The sequence below is a fragment of the Rickettsia endosymbiont of Ceutorhynchus obstrictus genome, from assembly GCF_964026565.1.
Taxonomy (GTDB): domain Bacteria; phylum Pseudomonadota; class Alphaproteobacteria; order Rickettsiales; family Rickettsiaceae; genus Rickettsia.
In genome coordinates this window covers 644,279-662,392 of sequence record NZ_OZ032162.1, presented here as the reverse complement: position 1 = coordinate 662,392, position 18,114 = coordinate 644,279, and the positions used below count along the sequence as shown (strand labels likewise).

Genomic DNA, 18,114 nt, shown 5'->3' with positions numbered 1-18,114 from the left:
TTTATTTATAAATTAATGAGATTTTGTTACCGTGATGACGAATAACTCTGCCGGCTAGCTCTAACTCCAATATTACCGTATATATAATGGGTAATGGTAAATTTGTTGCTTCTTGTAAATAATCAAAATCGAGCGACACTGCTGATAATAATTCAACAATTTGCGTACGATGGGTTTCTGTTACTTGCTTTATATATTTGGTATCTAGTGTTTTGAAATTTGCATTAACATCAATAAAATCTTTTACTGAGTCGTCTTTTTTTCTTATAATATTTTCATATCGTGGTAAATTAGCTACTATATCATCTATATTTTCCACCAAATGCGCTCCCTCTTTGATTAGCTTATTGGTACCCTGACATCTAGGGTCTAACGGAAATCCAGGCACGGCAAATACTTCTTTATTTTGCTCAAGAGCAAGCCTTGCGGTTATTAGTGAGCCGGATTTTAAACTAGCCTCAATTACGACGGTGCCAAGAGATATACCGGAGATTAACCTGTTACGTTGTGGGAAATGCTGCCCTAAAGGAATAGAGCCGATAGGTAATTCGGCTATTATTAACCCTTCTGCCTCTAATGCTTCAAATAATTTTTTATTTTCTACGGGATAAATATGATCAATTCCGCCGGCAATAACACCGATAGTTCTTAAAGTGTTCGCTTGATGAACGGCGCTATCGATACCACGAGCAAGTCCTGAGACTGTTACATAATCATTATTAACTAACCCTTCGGCAATTTTATGAGCAAAGACGCGACCGCATTAACCGAATCATAGCAATATAAATCTGATTAGTAGCAGATTTGACAGTATGTTCGTAATGTTTACTTAACCTTCTGAAATTATTTAACCAACCAAAAGTACGCTCTACTATCCATCTAATCGGTAAGATTTCAAATTTTTCTGATTTTCTCTTTACTACAGATAACAATGATTTTGTATTCAAAAAACACCAATTTTGTAAATTACCACTATAGCCTCCATCTGCAAAAAATCTTTCAATTGATGGATATTTATTCTTTGCTACAAGCAAGCTTTCTTTAGCACCGTCTCTATCTTGTATACTTGCTGAATGTACATTAACAGCTAGTAATAAACCATTTGCATCTGTTACTATATGACGCTTTATTCCTTTTATCTTTTTACCGGCATCATACCCTTTTACTTCACTTCTTTGCGTATTCTTAATTGATTGCGAATCAATTATTCCAATTCTCGGACTTGCTTTTTTTCCCCATTGATTCTCGGCATCTTGAAACAAGTTCTTCATTTATCTTTTGCCATAATCCTCTACGATTCCATTTATTATAATATTCATTAACTATTTTATAATTTGGATATTCTTTTGGTAAATATCGCCACTGACACCCTGTACGGCTCTGATAAAATATTGCATTTACTATTGATCTTCTATCTATTTTTATTTTCCTTCCTTTCTTCTTATAGGCAAAATATTCTTTTATTATTTCCCACTCTTCGTCCCGTAATTCACTTGGATAGCTCATAATTCTTTTGCTTTTTTGCTACCTTGTATAACATTTCTTCTTCTATTTTTCTACTATTTATTCTTTAACTTTTATTTACTGATAGGCTCTAAGATAAAGAGAGCTGAAGAATTATATGAAAAATCAGATTCTATAAAATATGTCATGCCAAATAATGTAGCAAAAAGATATTTATCAGAACATCGTGGAATTAAAGAAGTATTAACAAGATACCAACTAAGTAACGATCTTAGAACCAATATGATGTGGGATAATAATAGCAAACAATATTATCCTGCATTAATTGCTTTTGCTAGAAATAAAGATGGTAATATTACCGGTGGACAATCAATTTATTTAAACAAAGACACAAATAATAAAGCTGATATTGAGGTTAATAAACGTTCTTTTGGCAGAATCAGAGGTTCTTTTGTTGAGATTAATAAAAATAACGAACAGCAGAACGTACAAAGCAGGAACGTACAAATCAGTAAAGATGGCAATAATTCAGTTAGTAATATAACGATTATAGCAGAAGGGGTAGAAACGGCTTTAAGCATTGCAGAAGCTGGTATTAAGGGCAAAATACTTTGTAGTTTAGGTGTAAGTAACATCCGAAACTATGAGCCTATCAAAGGAGAAAGAATAATAATTGCTGCCGATAATGACGGCAAAGACGCAGTATCAGTTAATACTGTAATTAAGGCTCAGGAAGAATTAATTAGGCAAGGAGCGACGGTAGCAATAATACGACCACCAGAAAAAGGTGATTTTAACGATATGTTAAAATCCCAAGGGGCAGAATCTATAGACAAGCTTATAGAGCCTGAAATAGCAAAATTAACAGCAACTAGTAAGGCAACAGAACTTAAATCATCCTTAAAAGCAAGTGATGATAGCAAATCACAAATTAAATCTATAGAATTATTATTTTCAAAATTTGCAAATAACGATAATAATAAACTAAATAATTTGCAGCAACAGCAAATAACAGCTCTAGCCAAGTTTGGCACAGCAGAAAATATCAATACTGCTATGCAAATCTACAGAGAAAAAGGTATAGATTCTTGTACTGCTTATAGTAACAAGATTTGCATAGCAGCAATAGAGCAGAAGATACAGAAAGATTTACAAATAATGAAGAATAAATTTGATCCTAATTATAATCTTGGTGATAAAAAATTTTGTGATATAGTAGTACATGATTTTCAAGGCAAAAGCCATTTAGTGCCTGAAGATTACTTAAATGCTATAGGAAGGGATAAACAAGTAATGCAGTATATAAGTCCACGCTCAGAAATAGCTAAAGAAATAAGAAGTGCAGTAAAGCAAGTATCTGAGATCAAGCTAAATCAAGGAATAAGAGTTTAGAGTATAGTGTAATAATATTTTATCAAGTTAAAAAATATAAATATATGAGTGAACAAGGAAACCTGCTGGGTGATCCAGATAAGGATAAGAAGAAAGCTAAGCATGATAAGATATTTCGTAAGGCACTAGAGAATCCTCTAGTTGCCCATGAATTCTTTAATGCACATTTGCCCCCAAATATTAAAAGTTTAATAGATTTTCCTAGTTTAGCAATGGAAAATACCACTTTTGTAGAAAGCTCTTTAAAAGATTCTATCTCTGATGTTTTATTCTCATGCAAATTTGATAAACAAGATGGCTACTTATTTTTACTTGTCGAGCATCAATCAAAAGCAGATCATTTCATGGCCTTTAGGCTATTTAAATATATGATTAATATTTGTGAGCGATATTTAATACAAAATCCTAAAGCTAAGACTTTACCATTAATATACCCGATGATATTTTTCAATGGTCAGGAGAAATACAATGTTGCAAGGAATTTGTGGGATTTATTTGCCAATAACAAATTAGCAAGAGAATTATGGATTAATGATTACCAATTAGTGAATGTCCATGAAATACCAGATGAAGAGTTTAAACAAAGGATATGGTCAGGGATATTAGAATTTTTTCTCAAGCATATACATGAGCGGGAGTTATTAAAAAGATGGCAAGAAATATCAGATATATTACCGGAATTAACCAAAATAACGATAGGTTATGATTATCTAGAAATGATATTATATTATACATTGACGAAGATAGAGCAAGATGATAAAATAAAACTAGAGAATTTATTATCAACAAAGTTGAATCCGGAAATAGGAACAAGGCTTATGAGAAGTTTAGCAGAGCATTGGCAACAAGAAGGGAAAGAAATAGGTATTCTTGAAGGCTTACAAGTTGGTGAAGCTAAAGGTATCCAAATTGGTGAAGCTAAAGGTATCCAGATTGGAAAAGCTGAAGGAAAAGCTGAAGGAAAAGCTGAAGGAAAAGCTGAAGGAAAAGCTGAAGGGGAATATAATAAAGCAGTAGAGGTAGCAAAGAAAATGTTAGCTCAAGGTTGTAATGTTTCTTTAATTTCTAGTGTAACCGGTCTTGATGAAGCTTTTATTAGTTCTTTAGAGTAAACATATTTCTTGTAAAATTTACTCTGCTGTTTGAAAAATCATTTATAAAAATTCTGAAATAACAAAAAAGTTTTTTATACACAGCTTACCTCTAAAACTCGTAATACTAAATTAGCGATTTAAAGGGGCATTATAATAGGATTTTTCTTTATAAGGTATTCCCCTCCATCAAATAATTGAAATCTTTTAAAAATGCCATTAAAATGGTTTGATATTTTTAGATTTAAATCAAGTTTGTAAATTCATTTTAAGTTTAGTAATAGGGAAATTACCCACAAGTTTTACATAACAGGTAAGATCTTCTAGATTCATAATTTCAGATGGCATTACTAATAATTTTCTTTTCTCTAAGCTATGCATATTTACTCTTATGCTCAAAAAAAATAATATATCTATTTTTTAGATACACAAATTATAGTATTACTATAATATTCATTGGCAATAATGTTATAGCTGCTTCCAATACACTCCCAACAAATATCCTTAGTGATCATACTGGAATAATAGAAGCACTTTCGGAAAAAAGGCAAGATTTAATAAAGACGTCAAACGATCGTAAAGATTATAGGATGTCACATCTGGAGAACATTAATAAAAAAATACGATCAATCAATCATGCTATAGAAAAAAGGAAAGAAGAGTTGGAAGATATTGAATATGAAGATTCAGAACTAAGAAAATTAAATGATAGAAAAAAACTATATAAAAAATCCCAACAAAGCCTTATAAGCTCTGATGAATCTTCAAACGAATTATTAGAGAAAGAATTAAAAAAAATCAATGATATGATATCAAAACGTAGTAATTTTGATGAAGGTCATATTGTTACTTCAACTCCTAAAAAATCTCAATCTAGTAGATCAGATAATTTAGATGCTTTAACCTCATCCTTAGACTTATCATCAGACAATGGAATTAATATTTTTAATGATTGTAACCTAGAATTGGATGCAGTAAGTAGTGGCGCTAATCATAATACTCCAAATAGTAGTTACAACAGTAACCAAAACTTAGAACCATCTGATAGAAATAATGATATTGAGGGTCTTAACCTAAAAGATGAACTAGATGCAGTAGATGGTAGTGGTGGTAATCAGAATAATCATAATACTCCAAATAGTAGTTACAACAGTAACCAAAACTTAGAACCATCTGATAGAAATAATGATATTGAGGGTCTTAACCTAAAAGATGAACTAGATGCAGTAGATGGTAGTGGTGGTAATCAGAATAATCATAATACTCCAAATAGTAGTTACAACAGTAATCAAAACTTAGAACCATCTGATAGAAATAATGATATTGAGGGTCTTAACCTAAAAGATGAACTAGATGCAGTAGATGGTAGTGGTGGTAATCAGAATAATCATAATACTCCAAATAGTAGTTACAACAGTAACCAAAACTTAGAACCATCTGATAGAAATAATGATATTGAGGGTCTTAACCTAAAAGATGAACTAGATGCAGTAGATGGTAGTGGTGGTAATCAGAATAATCATAATACTCCAAATAGTAGTTACAACAGTAACCAAAACTTAGAACCATCTGATAGAAATAATGATATTGAGGGTCTTAACCTAAAAGATGAACTAGATGCAGTAGATGGTAGTGGTGGTAATCAGAATAATCATAATACTCCAAATAGTAGTTACAACAGTAATCAAAACTTAGAATCATCTGATAGAAATAATGATATTGAGGGTCTTAACCTAAAAGATGAACTAGATGCAGTAGATGGTAGTGGTGGTAATCAGAATAATCATAATACTCCAAATAGTAGTTACAACAGTAATCAAAACTTAGAATCATCTGATAGGAATAATAACATTGAGGATCTTAATCTAAAAGATGAATTAAAAGAACCAAGCAGCAGGATATTAGACCGCATCAGTCAGTTCAGAGCAAGTAATAATGAGGTAATGTTAGCGTTAAAGATGTTTTATCAAATAATCCAAAACAGATTAATAGGATTAAATGGTAAATCACAACCAATATCAGGGGGCGATGAGCAGAATAGAGGTTTTAGTATTTGGGATAATAGTGGTTACGCTATTAGTAAACAAGACAGTGGTAGCAGCATATCATCTTACACAGGAAGAATGCTAGCCATAATACTAGGAGGAGAAATATCATTTAATGATAGCTATATATTAGGCATTGCCTACGGCAATATTCATTCATACTTACGATTTAGTGAAACACTAGGCAAAAGCCGTATTAATTCACACATGGTCAGTGCTTATTACCAAAAAGATTTAGATAGAAATGTTTCTCTACAATTAATTGGTTCACTATCAGGTAGCAATATCAAAAATGTAATCAATGCCCAGAGACATGGTAAATCCTATATTCGTGGTATGGGCATTGAAGGTAATTTAAGCTATTATCACAATTTTACAAGTGGTATGCAATTAGTTCCGAACATTAGTCTAAAATATTATAATATGCTGAATAATTTATACAAGGAACAAGGAGCATATGATTATTTGTTAAAGATTTCAAGGAAATCTAGAAAGGTGTTCAACTGTACTATAGGCAGTAAGATAATATTAAATTCTACAGATATTAATTCGCATCTTAAACTAATTCCATCATTACAAGGCAGTATAGAAAGAAATTTTTTTGCAAGTCATAAGGCAATAACAGCTACATTTACAAGTAACCAGGATATTCCTAAAGAGATCAAAAAAGTAGATATGACAAGAAATTCAAGACTAGGGTATAACATAGGTGCCGGAGTAATAGCTCAAAATAATAATATTAAATTACAGTTTGATTACAACTACTACATGCACAAGAAATATAGCACACACTCAGGAACAATTACGGTAAGATTCGATTTATAAATTTTTGAGTTAATAGGGGCTCTGTCCAAATAAGCATACGCATCAAGTTAAGCCATAATTGGGAGTGTTCAACAAACCATACGCATCAAGTTAAGAAAAGCAAGTAGGTTATACTGGTATTACGGTAGTAAATTATGAATTAAAAAGAAGCTAATATATGGTATAAATTTTTGCAAGATTAACAACTAAATTGTGAGAATTTGTACTATGGGGAAAATAGTAAACTTAGCAAAACTATGCCAAGAGTTTTTTGGAGAGACAGCCAATAATTTATCCATTACAACAGGATTTATTAAGAGACAACGAAAAATAACTGGTTCAGCTTTTCTAAAAGCTATAGTGTTTGGTAATATGAGCGATAGTAATTGTAGTCTTGATGGAATGAGTAACTTTTTAAGTGAAGAAACTATAGATATTTCTGCCCAAGGCTTAGACTTTAGGTTTACTAAGGTAGCAGTAAAATTTATGCAGTCAATGTATGAACAATGCTTGAAATTATTTAGAAATACTATGCCGCTTGATTGCAACATTTTGCAGCAATTTCATAGCGTTAAATTATTGGATAGTAGCCATATTATTCTACCTGCCAATATGGCGGATATGTATAAGGGTTGCGGTGCTTGCTATAAGGGGCGTAGTAGTACAGTGCAATCTTCTCTTAAATTACAGGTAGTATTTGATTATTTAAATCAATCGTTAGATAAAGTCGATATAACAAAAGGTATAAGGGCTGATCAAGGATATAGAGAACATTTATCAAACATATCTACTAAGGACTTATTAATATCTGATTTAGGTTATTTTGTCCCAGCTTCATTTATTCAAATTATCGAACTTGGTGCATATTTTATTAGTCGTTATAAAGCAGATACTAATATATATGACCATATCACTGAGGAAAAAATTGATTTATTAAACTTATTAGATAATAAATTCTTTTTATCAAAAGATGTACTTTTAGGTAAACAAGCAAAAGTTAAGCTACGGATTATATGTCATAAATTGACTGATGAACAGGCTATTGGTAGAAGAAGGAAGGCTAATTTATTAGCTAAGTCTCATAAATATAAATCTTCTTCAAGAAACCAGAGATTACTAGATTGGTCAATATTTATCACTAATATATCAGAGGATATGGTTAATGCTGAGCATATAATGATAATTTATCGAGCAAGATGGCAAATTGAATTATTATTTAAATTATATAAAAGTCATGCAAAAATTGAGAATCTTAAAGGGAGAAGTAAACCTGCAAGAGTTTTGTGTGAATTATATGGTAAATTATGTAGTGTGCTTATTTTTCATGGATTATCGAATTGTGTAGAATTAGCAAATGATAGAGAAATTAGTTTAACCAAAGCATTTATTGAACTACAGAAAAGGTCAAGAGAATTATTCCTGTCTATTACTGGACGTCTTAATGATTTAGAGCAGTTCCTTAAGAAATTAATTATAGATTGGGGGAAATTTTCTTTGAAAGATAAATATCGTAAAACCAGATTATCTTCCTTAAATACACTAAAATTATTAACAATTATGGCTTAACTTGATGCGTATGGTCCAAATAAGTGTGTAAATAAATTCAACAGAGCCCAACAGAGCCTAAAAACAGCATTATCATTTGGAAAAACTCTTTTATTTTTAGTGACCTTGCGTAATTGACTATTGACTTGCATTACAGATGCTCGCGTTTAAAGACTTAATAACTCTTAAGAGTATAGAAGAAACAAAAGAGGAACTTCTAAGCCATTGTAATAATTGCTTTACCACTTTCCTCTTCTGGTCTTTCTGTTCTCATAGAACTCACTTACAGGAGTTATTATAACATAAATATATTAATTAACATATATTTAAGATTTTATATTTATAATAGTATTTACGGCTCTTTGCATATATTCTCGAGCAGTATCATTGGCAAGTCTAGTATACACTGCTGTTGATCTTGGATCTCTATGATTTAGAAGCTGTCCTATTACATATTGATTTGCTCCGGTCATTGCCATCCAGCTTGGTATTGTTCTCCTTAAATCATGGATCCTTAAATTTTCTATTCCTGCCTTTTTACAAATCCTCTTCCACGCTTTCTTTGGTTCCTGCAGGTGACCACTACTGCTGGTCTCACTTGGAAATACCCACATACTAGTAGATTGCTCTTTCCTGGCTTTTAATATTTCTACTGCCTGATCTAGTAAAGGTAAACGGTGAGGATCATCATTTTTAGTTTCTGGAATATATAATTGTTTATCAGCAAAACTTACCTGTTCCCAACGCATAGTAAGTAAATTATCCTTACGAACTGATGTATACAAAGCTATTAAGAAAAAATCTTTCATTACTTGATTTTTCTCTTCTGCTATTGCTGTAAAAAATCGTGGTATTTCTTCCCTAGTTAAATACCTATCTCTAGATTGTTCCTTATGCTTCTTTATTCCAATAACTGGATTTACTGTTAATAATTCCCATTCTATTGCTTTACTAAATACAGGACTTAAAACGTAAGCGTCTGGTAAAGGCGGTCTATAAAAGCAAAAGGGTTGTAGTATTATTCTATAGTATTAATAACATTAGGAATAATAGTGTGATGAATATTAGAAGGAAGAATATTACAGCGGAACAGAGGGCACAAATAATTAGTGAATCATGTGTTCCAGGGTGCATTATATCACAAGTTGCACGGTCTTATGGAATTTCGGAGAAGACATTATATGGGTGGCGTAGTAGGGGGAAGTTTAGCAGAAGAAAAGCAGAAACATCTAATAATACAGGTAATAAATTTGTAGAATTATTAGTACAAGAAAGAGAGTATACACTATTAAAAAAAGCAGAATTAACCTTTAGTAATTTTTCTTTATTAATTGAGGGCAATATTAGTAGCACAAAGCTCTTGGAGATAGTCAAAATATTGGACGGATCATGTTAGATATAGCTTCAGATAGCAGAATATATCTCTGTACTGGTTATACCGACATGCGTAAGGGTATTAATGGTTTATCGTTACTGGCACAATCAATATTGTCAGATCAGTTTGACAAGAGTGTCTTATTTGTCTTTAGGGGTAAACAGGCTGACAGAATAAAAATATTATGGTGGGATGGGCAAGGTTTTTGTTTATATTATAAATGTCTTGATAGTGGCAAGTTTGTATGGCCCAAGGTTGATAATAAGCAATCTATTGGAATTACTAAGGCCCAGCTAGCAATGTTGATAGAAGCTATTGACTGGCGTAATCCAAGATGGTTTAATAGACCTCAATATGCTGGATAAAGATTAAAATATGATTTTTGACCTTAACAACTTATCTTGTGATGTATCTATATTACATAAAACAATTAAGGTACTATTCGATGAGAATGAGTTATTGAATCAAGAAAACCAATCACTAAGAGAACAGCTAGCGTTACTAAAAGCAAAGAGTTATGGCAAGTCATCAGAAAAGGTAAGTAAGCAAATAGAAGAGCTTGAGCTCAAAATAGAAGAAAATGAGATTATTTTAGGTTTTAAACCTGAGCAAGATAACCTTGGTTCAGATAAGAGTCAAGAGGTTTCAGATAATAAGGATAGCAAGCAGCTAGCAAAGCGGCGGAAATTACCGGATTATTTACCAAGAGAAGATGAGGTATTAAATCCTGCCGAAAAATGTCCCTCCTGTGGTGGAGTAGAATTTCGCAAGATAAGTGATGATATTTCAGAAACGTTAGAATATGTTCCATCATCATTTAAGGTGATACGTCATATAAGACCACGCTGTGCCTGTATTAATTGTGAGAAGATAGTTCAAGCCTATGCCCCATCAAAAGCCATTGACAAAGGTAAGGCTGGAGCTGGGTTATTGGCATATATTCTAGTTCAAAAATATTGCAATCATCTACCGCTCTATCGTCAATCACAAATTTACGATAGAGAAGGCGTGGAGATTTCAAGGACGACAATGGCAAGCTGGGTGGGTCAATGTGCTAGATTGCTAGAGCCGATAGCGGGAGCAATTCAACGATTTGTATTCTCAGGTGCACAAATTCATGGCGATGATACGCCAGTGAAAGTGTTAGCTCCTGGGATTGGTAAAACTAAAACTGGGAGAATATGGAGCTATGTATTAGACGGTAGACCTCATGGAAATAAGTCTCCAGCTGCAGTTTGTTATTTTTATAGTCCTGACCGGAAAGGCACAAGACCGCTTGAGCATTTAAAAGATTTTACAGGAGTTCTACATGCAGATGCTTATACTGGTTATGATCAATTATATATTAATGATGAAAAATCAGCAACCAAGATAGAAGAAGCAGCATGCTGGGCTCATATGCGTCGTAAGTTTTATGAAGTAACAATAGCAAATGATAAAGCCAATATCGCTATTGCCATATTGGAGCAGATTGGTGAAATTTATAGCATCGAAGCTGATATAAGAGGATTAGAACCTGATAAGCGGCTAGAGGAACGACAGAAAAAATCTAAAGTGTTGGTGGAAAAATTGTTTACCGGTTTTAGGAAAGCATATGATCAACTACCCAAAAAAAGCAGTACAGCAAAAGCTATTTCTTATGCTTTAAATAATCAAAAAGCACTGATGAGATTCTTGGATAATGGAAAAATAGAAATCGATAACAATGCCGCAGAGCGTGCTATGAGATCAATTGCCATAGGGCGAAAAAATTGGCTTTTTGCTGGATCAGACAGTGGCGGTCATACTGCCGCTATTATCTATTCCATTATCGAAACTGCTAAGTTAAATAACATCAATCCTTGGAAATATCTGCAAAAAGTTCTTGCAATCATTCAGGATTATAAAGCCAATAAAATTGCAGACCTCCTCCCTTGGAATATTATACTAGATTAAACTTATAAATCTATACCGCCTTTACCAGACGCTTACGTAGATTGCTCTTTCCTGGCTTTTAATATTTCTACTGCCTGATCTAGTAAAGGTAAACGGTGAGGATCATCATTTTTAGTTTCTGGAATATATAATTGTTTATCAGCAAAACTTACCTGTTCCCAACGCATAGTAAGTAAATTATCCTTACGAACTGATGTATACAAAGCTATTAAGAAAAAATCTTTCATTACTTGATTTTTCTCTTCTGCTATTGCTGTAAAAAATCGTGGTATTTCTTCCCTAGTTAAATACCTATCTCTAGATTGTTCCTTATGCTTCTTTATTCCAATAACTGGATTTACTGTTAATAATTCCCATTCTATTGCTTTACTAAATACAGGACTTAAAACTTCAAGAAATCTATTAGCTCCATATTTACCGGTTTTAGTTAAATTATTAAATAATTCTTGAATATCTGTTTTTTGAATAGTAGATATTTTTCTAGGATATAAATGTTTTGCATATCTATCTACAGAAGCAGCATAATCTTTCCATCTTTTATTATTAATTTTACTATATTCATTAAGGTATTTATCATAAAGCTCCTTAAAGGTCAGTTCTTTTGAGAATCTAGCTTTTTCTTCTACAGGATTATATCCTTTGGCGATCTCACCTTTTAATTCAGATGCTTTGGCTCTAGCATCAATAATTGATAGATCAGGGAACACACCTATTTTAATTCTATGATATTTCTTATCAAGTACTGTGCCCAAATAAAATATTTTACTACCACCATATGATACAATTAGCAATAATCCTTTTTCTTTGGTATCTTTATATACATCTCGTTTTGCCTGTGGAGCTTTAATTTCGATGAACTTCAGGAAACTTATCACTTCTTTCAAGAGTCCCTAGGTGTGTGTCAAGAACGAGTACGACAATGCTTACTTGAATTACAAAAAAGTAGCTTTATTAAAGTTTATAATGCAACAATCGTGAAATATGGCATTAAATGCCGTAATACTCCTTGTATTAAGCTAGCTAGAAATTTCCAACCTACTTCTAGCAAAATACCATCTGAAAATGAAAAAAATTTTGTACCTACTCCAAAAAACTTTGGGGTCAAACCCAAAGAAATTTTGCCTCAACCCCAAAAAAGTTTGGATAAGACAATATATATAGATAATAATAAAAATATATCTAATAAATCTAGATCTACCGAATCTACAATTTTTCAAAATGAAAAAAATGAATCTAATTACAATAACCAAACTCAGTTACAAGAACAACAACTTGAAACAAATTTACAATTCAAAACAGCAAGCTCAAGCAACACTCAACAACAAACTGATAATACTAATTTCTCTAGTGCTAATATCACAACAGGTGCTACACCGATTAATACTGCACTGCAAGCAGTTATTGATAACATTTCTAAAAAATATAATCCTACAGAATCAAGTAGCAATAATGCTGCAATTAGTGCTATTAATCATAAAAGCTGGTTCAAAAGAAAGAAATTAGCAGATTTTTATCCATTAAGCCAAGAAGATGCTGATTTACTGCAAGTAAAATCAAATCGTGAATTTAATCTGGAATTTATTAATAAATTACTCTTAAAGCTTGCAGGAGAATATTCCAATCACCATTTTGGCCATAAGAAAGTGTTACTAAACTATATGGCTAAAGCTTTAGCTCATGAGTTACGTGAAACTACTAAAGCTAATAATGCTACATTTCAGTTTAAATCTAGTGACTTAAACAACACTAAAGAACAATATCTAGATAAGATAGAAAGTAGCCTTGATACTAGCTTGCAAGCTCAGCTAAAACGTAAAATTGTTGGTAGTTTTGATCCTGATTCAGCTTATAAATTACTAAGCTCCTGCTTATTTATTGGGGTAGTAGGTAATAGCTATCAAATAAAACTGCTTAAAACTATTACGCTTTCAGAAAATGCACAAGATAAAATACTACAGCAAGTACAAATGATCTATGGCAGTAATATTGGACAGTTGCAAATCATACAATTTGCTGAGCTTGAAGCGAAGCAGAATAATACTGAAGATGAAAAACAAAATTATCTATTGCAGCTAAGCAAACAATTAAATCGTGATTCAGTATGGTACAGGGTACGGAAATTTCTCATTGAACGTTATAACCAATATATTGATTTTGGGGTATTAAGTAAATTAGTGGTGGTACAGGAAGATATAGTCAACAAAAAGGTAATCCTCAAATCAACAACGGCTTTTAATGATTACTATGTTAGAAATCGTCATATGCAAGATCTAGAAGAAGCTTTTAAGACTCAAGATTATTACTTTGAATTAATCAAGTTTGAATATAACTAAATTATTGTGGTAATTGATAATTTGTAATAACTACTTCGTCAGATATTTTATTATGTTCAGGCATGGAATATTTAACCTTAATAGTACTAATATTAAAATTCTTGTATAAGTTTCTAATAAAAGGAGTGTCACTATTAGAAATCATTATGTTAACATTTTTATCATTGAGTTCTGTAGCAAAATCTCGAAGTCTCGTTTGCTCATTTTCATCAAAGGGTAATCTGGTATAAAATTTCTCACCTGACTTATGATAAGGAGGATCAAAATAAACAAAATCATCTTGTTGTGGTTCAATGAAAGAAAAATCCATAGCACAAATAGATGTGCCAGATAAAAGCTGACTACACTGTTTTAATCTAAAGGCAATATCAGATTTACTATAATTTCTACCAGAGAAAGTTTGAGCTGGTTTGCCATCAATATTAATCCGGTAAATGCCTTTAAATGAATATCTATTAAGATAGATAAATCTTGCAGTAATCTTCGCTGGATCGTTACTGTCATTATTACTTCTAACTTGGTAATAATGCTCTTTAGAATGTTTTTCTTTATGAGAGTCTAATAGCTTACTGACCTTATCTGGATTCTTCTTAACCGCATTATAGGACGTCACTAGCTCTAGATTAATATCAGATAGGAAGCAATGTTTAAATTTATCTCTAACTTGAAAAAATAAAGCCCCACCACCAAGAAATGGTTCATAGTAGTTGTTTAATTTCGCAGGAATAAATTTAATTAATTGATCAACTATTTTTCTTTTACCGCCAACCCATTGTAGAAATGGTTGTGTTTTGTTTGAGTTATTTACTGACATGAAATTATGATTAAAATATTTATACTATAATTATAGTATAAAGTAGGCTTAAATGCCAGCAAAATGCTGTATTCAAAGGAATTCTTGATGCTTGCTGTAGCATCATTAATGCTGATTTTGATTTGCATGTAATAGATAAAGAGCTGAGCTAACAAATAATACAATTTAGCTATGTCTCATTTATGCAGCTCTTTGCCCAATTGTATAAAAATCTGTCAAAAAAGCTCTTAAATCCTCTGTACTTCGCAGAATTGTGGTGATATCTGTCCTTACCATGAGCTGCATGGTGCAGTTCTGGTTCAGAGGTTAAATTCAAGACTTCAACATTCTAACACTTTAACCTCTGAGCTGTTTTCTTAACTTTAACAGCAAGGAGATGCTATGATAATTAATAACACAAATCAACAACAAGATCACAATAAAGTTAAAAATATGGTGCAGCAAGCTTGGATATTGCAATTATCTCCTATATCTGTCACATTAATGCCATCTGACCCAGAATATAGTTTTACAGATAAGCATCAAGAATTAGAGCAAGAATTACAAAAGGCAAAGCATGAACTAAAAGAATCTAATATATTTAAGATAGATTTAATTAAAAATATTAGTAATAAATTAGATATATCATGTAATGAAATGCTCTTACAGCTGCTGACACTTTATGGAGCAGAAACAGATTCTAACAAGAAGAACTCCTTATCTAATATTGTCATAGATTGTGCTAAGGGACTATTAGATTATGCTCATAATCTGGTTAATTTGCTGCATAAAGATGCTAAATTAGTTCCCATAGATCTACAAGCTTTTGATCTAGAGCAATTAGTAAATGAAACTGTTAATAAAATTATACCAGAAGCTAAGGATAAAGGTTTAGATCTTTTTTGTAATTTTCAGTACGATATAGCCAAGATTATTATTGGCGATAGTTACTGGATAAAGGCAATATTAGAACAATTAGTAGCTAATGCAGTTAAATTTACTGAAGAAGGCAAAGTTATTGTGACAATCAATCTATTTCCTACTACTATAGAAGAAGATAATAAGGAGATGGTGCTACAACTTATCATCCATGATACAGGTATTGGCATGTCTGAAGAAATACAGCAATATATTAGAGGTAAGAATATTGAATTTGATTCTGCAACTGGGTATAAAGGATTAAAATTAGGACTTACCTTTGTTAAAAGACTTATCCATGAAATGCGTGGAGATATTAACGTCGAAAGCGAAGAAGGTAAGAGTACAACTGTTACATGTAATATACCAGTAAAATTACCTATATCTATTTATTAACAATCAATAAACAGTAAAGTCTTGTAAAGTAAAATTTACAAGACTTTACTTCAATATCTATAAAAGTAATCTACTATAGTAAAAATATTATTGACAGTTCAGTTAACTAAACTAAACTGAATAGATGAGTACAGCATGACAAAATATGGTTAAAAATCAAATTAATTGTAAGTATGAGGAGTCTTTAAATTGTTGTTATAGTAAAAGATTATTAAAAAAACTTTTACTACTAAATAAATATGCAACAAATAAGATAAATCTTAATCAAGTTACTAAGGCTATTTACTATGCCAAAAAATATCATGGTGGGCAAAAACGCAAAACTGGAGAATTATTTTACACTCATACTTTAGAAGTGGCATATATGATTTCTGATTACTCATTTAAAACTGATCTTATTGTTACTGCCATATTACATGATGCGATTGAGGATACAGAGTTGACTCAAGAAATGATAGCAGAAGCATTTAGTGATAAGATAGCAAGTTATGTTGAAGATTTAACTAGAATTAAAAAAGATCATAAGATTAGTGCTGTAGAAATGGTTAAGATGTTATATATACAAAAGAAGGATGATTTATTACTAATTAAGCTGTTTGATAGATTACATAATATACAAACGGTTAGAGCGAAGTCTCTTGACAAGATCTGGCAAACAACATCTGAAACTCTGCAAATATTTTTAGCATTAGCTGCTTACTTAAAAATACCTGAGATTGCGGGGCGATTAGAAAAACACTGCCTAAATGTAATCTTCAATTATGAAATCTTACCAAGCAGGATGTTAGCAAATAATTAAAACAGTGAAGATTATCAGATAATTCTGTAAATAAACTTATTACACAAGAACTATTAAAATGTTGATAATATACACCTCTAATAATAGATAAATTAAAATTGTATTCAAGGTGGAAACCTCTTTTCACCTTGGATACTCATTATTTAAAACTTCTTTGAAAAGGAGTATACTTTTACATATAAAAATAATATAGTTAGTAACTTATTGTTAATCAAAGATTTTTGTTATATAATTATAGGGTAGTTACAGTAAATAGTATCATAGGATAAGTTAAGAGAGTATAAAATTTATGGCTTTATCAAGATTTCTTGATCCAAAAAATGATGTGGCGTTTAAAAAGATTTTTGGTTCTGAAAAAAATAAGGATATCTTAATACATTTCTTAAATGATATGTTATTGTTTAAAGGTAATAATCAAATAACAGAGATAGAATTTTTAAATACCATTCAAGATCCTGATATAGCATCTAAGAAACAATCAATAGTGGATGTTTTATGTAAAGATAAGAGCGGGGTGCAGTATATTATAGAAATGCAGGTAGATCCTTCTATTGGTTTTGAGAAAAGAGCCCAATATTATGCAGCAAAGGCATATTGTCGACAGACTAATAGGGGGAGAGAAGAAGATGGGAAATATTCTAATCTCAAAGAAATCATCTTTATAGCAATAGCAGGATGCATATTATTTCCACAGAAGAGAGAATATATATCACGTCATGTAATATTAGATAAGAATAGTTATGAGCATGATTTAAAGGATTTTTCTTTTACCTTTATAGAATTACCAAAATTTAAGAAAGATAAGGTAGAAGAACTAAATAATATAACAGAGAAATGGTGTTATTTTTTCAAGCATGCAAAAGAGACGACAGAAGAAGAGTTACAAAAGATAATAGGTACAGACCTAGTTATAAGAAGAGCATATGAAGCACTTGATCAATTTAATTGGAGTGAAGAGGAGTTAATAAGCTATGAACAAGAGCTAAAGCGTATCTGGGATAATAGGGCTGTAGAAGAATATAAACTGCAGCATGCTAAAGAAGAAGGAATCCAGATCGGAAAAACTGAAGGAAAAGCTGAGGGAGAATATAGCAAAACCGTTGAAATAGCAAAAAAAATGTTATCTGAGGATTGTAATATTTCTTTAATTGCTGCCATCACTGGTCTTGATGAACCCTTTATCCTTTCTCTTAAAAAGTAACAGTAGGATTTCAATTTTTGCTT

Annotated in this window: 13 protein-coding genes and 5 pseudogenes; 11 read left to right on the top strand and 7 right to left on the bottom strand. The window is 31.6% G+C overall.

The features are described from left to right. Position 1: 1 nt before the first annotated feature. From AAGD64_RS03720 to AAGD64_RS03710, 3 genes are read right to left on the bottom strand one after another with little or no spacing between them, the layout of a single operon-like run. Positions 2-739, bottom strand: a complete 738-nt coding sequence (locus AAGD64_RS03720; RefSeq protein WP_341794150.1) for a DNA-processing protein DprA — start codon at positions 737-739, stop codon at positions 2-4. 1 nt (position 740) lies between these two features. Next, positions 741-1,271, bottom strand: a complete 531-nt coding sequence (locus AAGD64_RS03715; protein WP_341793902.1) for an IS5 family transposase — start codon at positions 1,269-1,271, stop codon at positions 741-743. Then, positions 1,201-1,506 (bottom strand): transposase, encoded by a 306-nt coding sequence (locus AAGD64_RS03710; RefSeq protein ID WP_341793514.1) that lies wholly within the window; start codon positions 1,504-1,506, stop codon positions 1,201-1,203. Before AAGD64_RS03710 ends, AAGD64_RS03715 begins: the two co-directional genes overlap by 71 nt. Positions 1,507-1,593: 87 nt before the next feature. On the opposite strand from AAGD64_RS03710, the pseudogene AAGD64_RS03705 reads away from it, so the two are divergent. After that, a pseudogene (locus AAGD64_RS03705) lies at positions 1,594-2,856 on the top strand (toprim domain-containing protein); the annotation flags it as partial. Between the two features lie 44 nt (positions 2,857-2,900). Further along, complete coding sequence (locus tag AAGD64_RS03700) at positions 2,901-3,968, top strand: Rpn family recombination-promoting nuclease/putative transposase (protein ID WP_341793901.1); 1,068 nt, start codon at positions 2,901-2,903, stop codon at positions 3,966-3,968. Between the two features lie 228 nt (positions 3,969-4,196). On the opposite strand, the pseudogene AAGD64_RS03695 reads toward AAGD64_RS03700, so the two are convergent. Next, positions 4,197-4,334 (bottom strand): annotated as a pseudogene (locus tag AAGD64_RS03695) (type IV secretion system DNA-binding domain-containing protein); the annotation flags it as partial. A 203-nt stretch (positions 4,335-4,537) separates the two neighbouring features. Between AAGD64_RS03695 and AAGD64_RS03690 the strand changes: the two are divergent. Together AAGD64_RS03690 and AAGD64_RS03685 are read left to right on the top strand one after the other, a co-directional pair. Then, positions 4,538-6,817, top strand: a complete 2,280-nt coding sequence (locus AAGD64_RS03690) for an autotransporter domain-containing protein (protein ID WP_341793883.1) — start codon at positions 4,538-4,540, stop codon at positions 6,815-6,817. 207 nt (positions 6,818-7,024) lie between these two features. Beyond that, a complete protein-coding gene (locus AAGD64_RS03685; RefSeq protein ID WP_341793882.1) occupies positions 7,025-8,362 on the top strand; it encodes an IS4 family transposase in 1,338 nt (445 codons plus the stop codon). A 305-nt stretch (positions 8,363-8,667) separates the two neighbouring features. Here AAGD64_RS03685 and AAGD64_RS03680 read toward each other — a convergent pair. Beyond that, positions 8,668-9,312, bottom strand: a pseudogene (locus tag AAGD64_RS03680) (site-specific integrase); the annotation flags it as partial. Between the two features lie 86 nt (positions 9,313-9,398). On the opposite strand from AAGD64_RS03680, the gene AAGD64_RS03675 reads away from it, so the two are divergent. Genes AAGD64_RS03675 through tnpC form a run of 3 tightly spaced genes read left to right on the top strand, consistent with a single transcriptional unit; the run spans position 9,399 to position 11,651 of the window. Continuing rightward, a complete protein-coding gene (locus tag AAGD64_RS03675; protein WP_253310017.1) occupies positions 9,399-9,737 on the top strand; it encodes a transposase in 339 nt (112 codons plus the stop codon). Beyond that, complete coding sequence (gene tnpB / locus AAGD64_RS03670; RefSeq protein WP_253307395.1) at positions 9,731-10,081, top strand: IS66 family insertion sequence element accessory protein TnpB; 351 nt, start codon at positions 9,731-9,733, stop codon at positions 10,079-10,081. The genes AAGD64_RS03675 and tnpB overlap by 7 nt, the downstream gene beginning before the upstream one ends. A gap of 10 nt (positions 10,082-10,091) precedes the next feature. Next, positions 10,092-11,651 (top strand): IS66 family transposase, encoded by a 1,560-nt coding sequence (tnpC, locus tag AAGD64_RS03665; protein WP_341793867.1) that lies wholly within the window; start codon positions 10,092-10,094, stop codon positions 11,649-11,651. Positions 11,652-11,689: 38 nt separating this feature from the next. On the opposite strand, the pseudogene AAGD64_RS03660 reads toward tnpC, so the two are convergent. Further along, positions 11,690-12,535: pseudogene (locus tag AAGD64_RS03660) on the bottom strand (tyrosine-type recombinase/integrase); the annotation flags it as partial. Here AAGD64_RS03660 and AAGD64_RS03655 point away from each other — a divergent pair. Next, positions 12,497-13,984: pseudogene (locus AAGD64_RS03655) on the top strand (hypothetical protein); the annotation flags it as partial. The pseudogenes AAGD64_RS03660 and AAGD64_RS03655 overlap by 39 nt on opposite strands. Before the next feature lies 1 nt (position 13,985). Here AAGD64_RS03655 and AAGD64_RS03650 read toward each other — a convergent pair. After that, on the bottom strand, positions 13,986-14,798 hold the full coding sequence (locus tag AAGD64_RS03650) for a Dam family site-specific DNA-(adenine-N6)-methyltransferase (protein ID WP_341793898.1): 813 nt from the start codon (positions 14,796-14,798) through the stop codon (positions 13,986-13,988). A 381-nt stretch (positions 14,799-15,179) separates the two neighbouring features. On the opposite strand from AAGD64_RS03650, the gene AAGD64_RS03645 reads away from it, so the two are divergent. The 3 genes from AAGD64_RS03645 to AAGD64_RS03635 all read left to right on the top strand — a co-directional run bounded on the left by AAGD64_RS03645 (position 15,180) and on the right by AAGD64_RS03635 (position 18,091). Beyond that, positions 15,180-16,091, top strand: coding sequence for a sensor histidine kinase (locus AAGD64_RS03645; RefSeq protein ID WP_341793897.1), 912 nt, complete (start codon positions 15,180-15,182; stop codon positions 16,089-16,091). Positions 16,092-16,236: 145 nt separating this feature from the next. Continuing rightward, positions 16,237-16,890 carry an HD domain-containing protein gene (locus tag AAGD64_RS03640; RefSeq protein ID WP_341793896.1) on the top strand — a complete coding sequence of 218 codons (654 nt, stop codon included), beginning with the start codon at positions 16,237-16,239 and terminating at the stop codon, positions 16,888-16,890. 289 nt (positions 16,891-17,179) lie between these two features. Further along, entirely contained in the window at positions 17,180-18,091 is a 912-nt protein-coding gene (locus AAGD64_RS03635) for an Rpn family recombination-promoting nuclease/putative transposase (protein ID WP_341793895.1), read from the top strand. The last annotated feature ends 23 nt before the right edge of the window (positions 18,092-18,114 follow it).

What these genes read in the sequence shown, in the direction of transcription:
- AAGD64_RS03715 (WP_341793902.1), bottom strand. Translation starts at nt 1,271, where the DNA reads ATGAAGAACTTGTTTCAAGATGCCGAGAATCAATGGGGAAAAAAAGCA.
- AAGD64_RS03710 (WP_341793514.1), bottom strand. Translation starts at nt 1,506, where the DNA reads ATGAGCTATCCAAGTGAATTACGGGACGAAGAGTGGGAAATAATAAAA.
- AAGD64_RS03700 (WP_341793901.1), top strand. Translation starts at nt 2,901, where the DNA reads ATGAGTGAACAAGGAAACCTGCTGGGTGATCCAGATAAGGATAAGAAG.
- AAGD64_RS03690 (WP_341793883.1), top strand. Translation starts at nt 4,538, where the DNA reads ATGTCACATCTGGAGAACATTAATAAAAAAATACGATCAATCAATCAT.
- AAGD64_RS03685 (WP_341793882.1), top strand. Translation starts at nt 7,025, where the DNA reads ATGGGGAAAATAGTAAACTTAGCAAAACTATGCCAAGAGTTTTTTGGA.
- AAGD64_RS03675 (WP_253310017.1), top strand. Translation starts at nt 9,399, where the DNA reads ATGAATATTAGAAGGAAGAATATTACAGCGGAACAGAGGGCACAAATA.
- tnpB (WP_253307395.1), top strand. Translation starts at nt 9,731, where the DNA reads ATGTTAGATATAGCTTCAGATAGCAGAATATATCTCTGTACTGGTTAT.
- tnpC (WP_341793867.1), top strand. Translation starts at nt 10,092, where the DNA reads ATGATTTTTGACCTTAACAACTTATCTTGTGATGTATCTATATTACAT.
- AAGD64_RS03650 (WP_341793898.1), bottom strand. Translation starts at nt 14,798, where the DNA reads ATGTCAGTAAATAACTCAAACAAAACACAACCATTTCTACAATGGGTT.
- AAGD64_RS03645 (WP_341793897.1), top strand. Translation starts at nt 15,180, where the DNA reads ATGATAATTAATAACACAAATCAACAACAAGATCACAATAAAGTTAAA.
- AAGD64_RS03640 (WP_341793896.1), top strand. Translation starts at nt 16,237, where the DNA reads ATGGTTAAAAATCAAATTAATTGTAAGTATGAGGAGTCTTTAAATTGT.
- AAGD64_RS03635 (WP_341793895.1), top strand. Translation starts at nt 17,180, where the DNA reads ATGGCTTTATCAAGATTTCTTGATCCAAAAAATGATGTGGCGTTTAAA.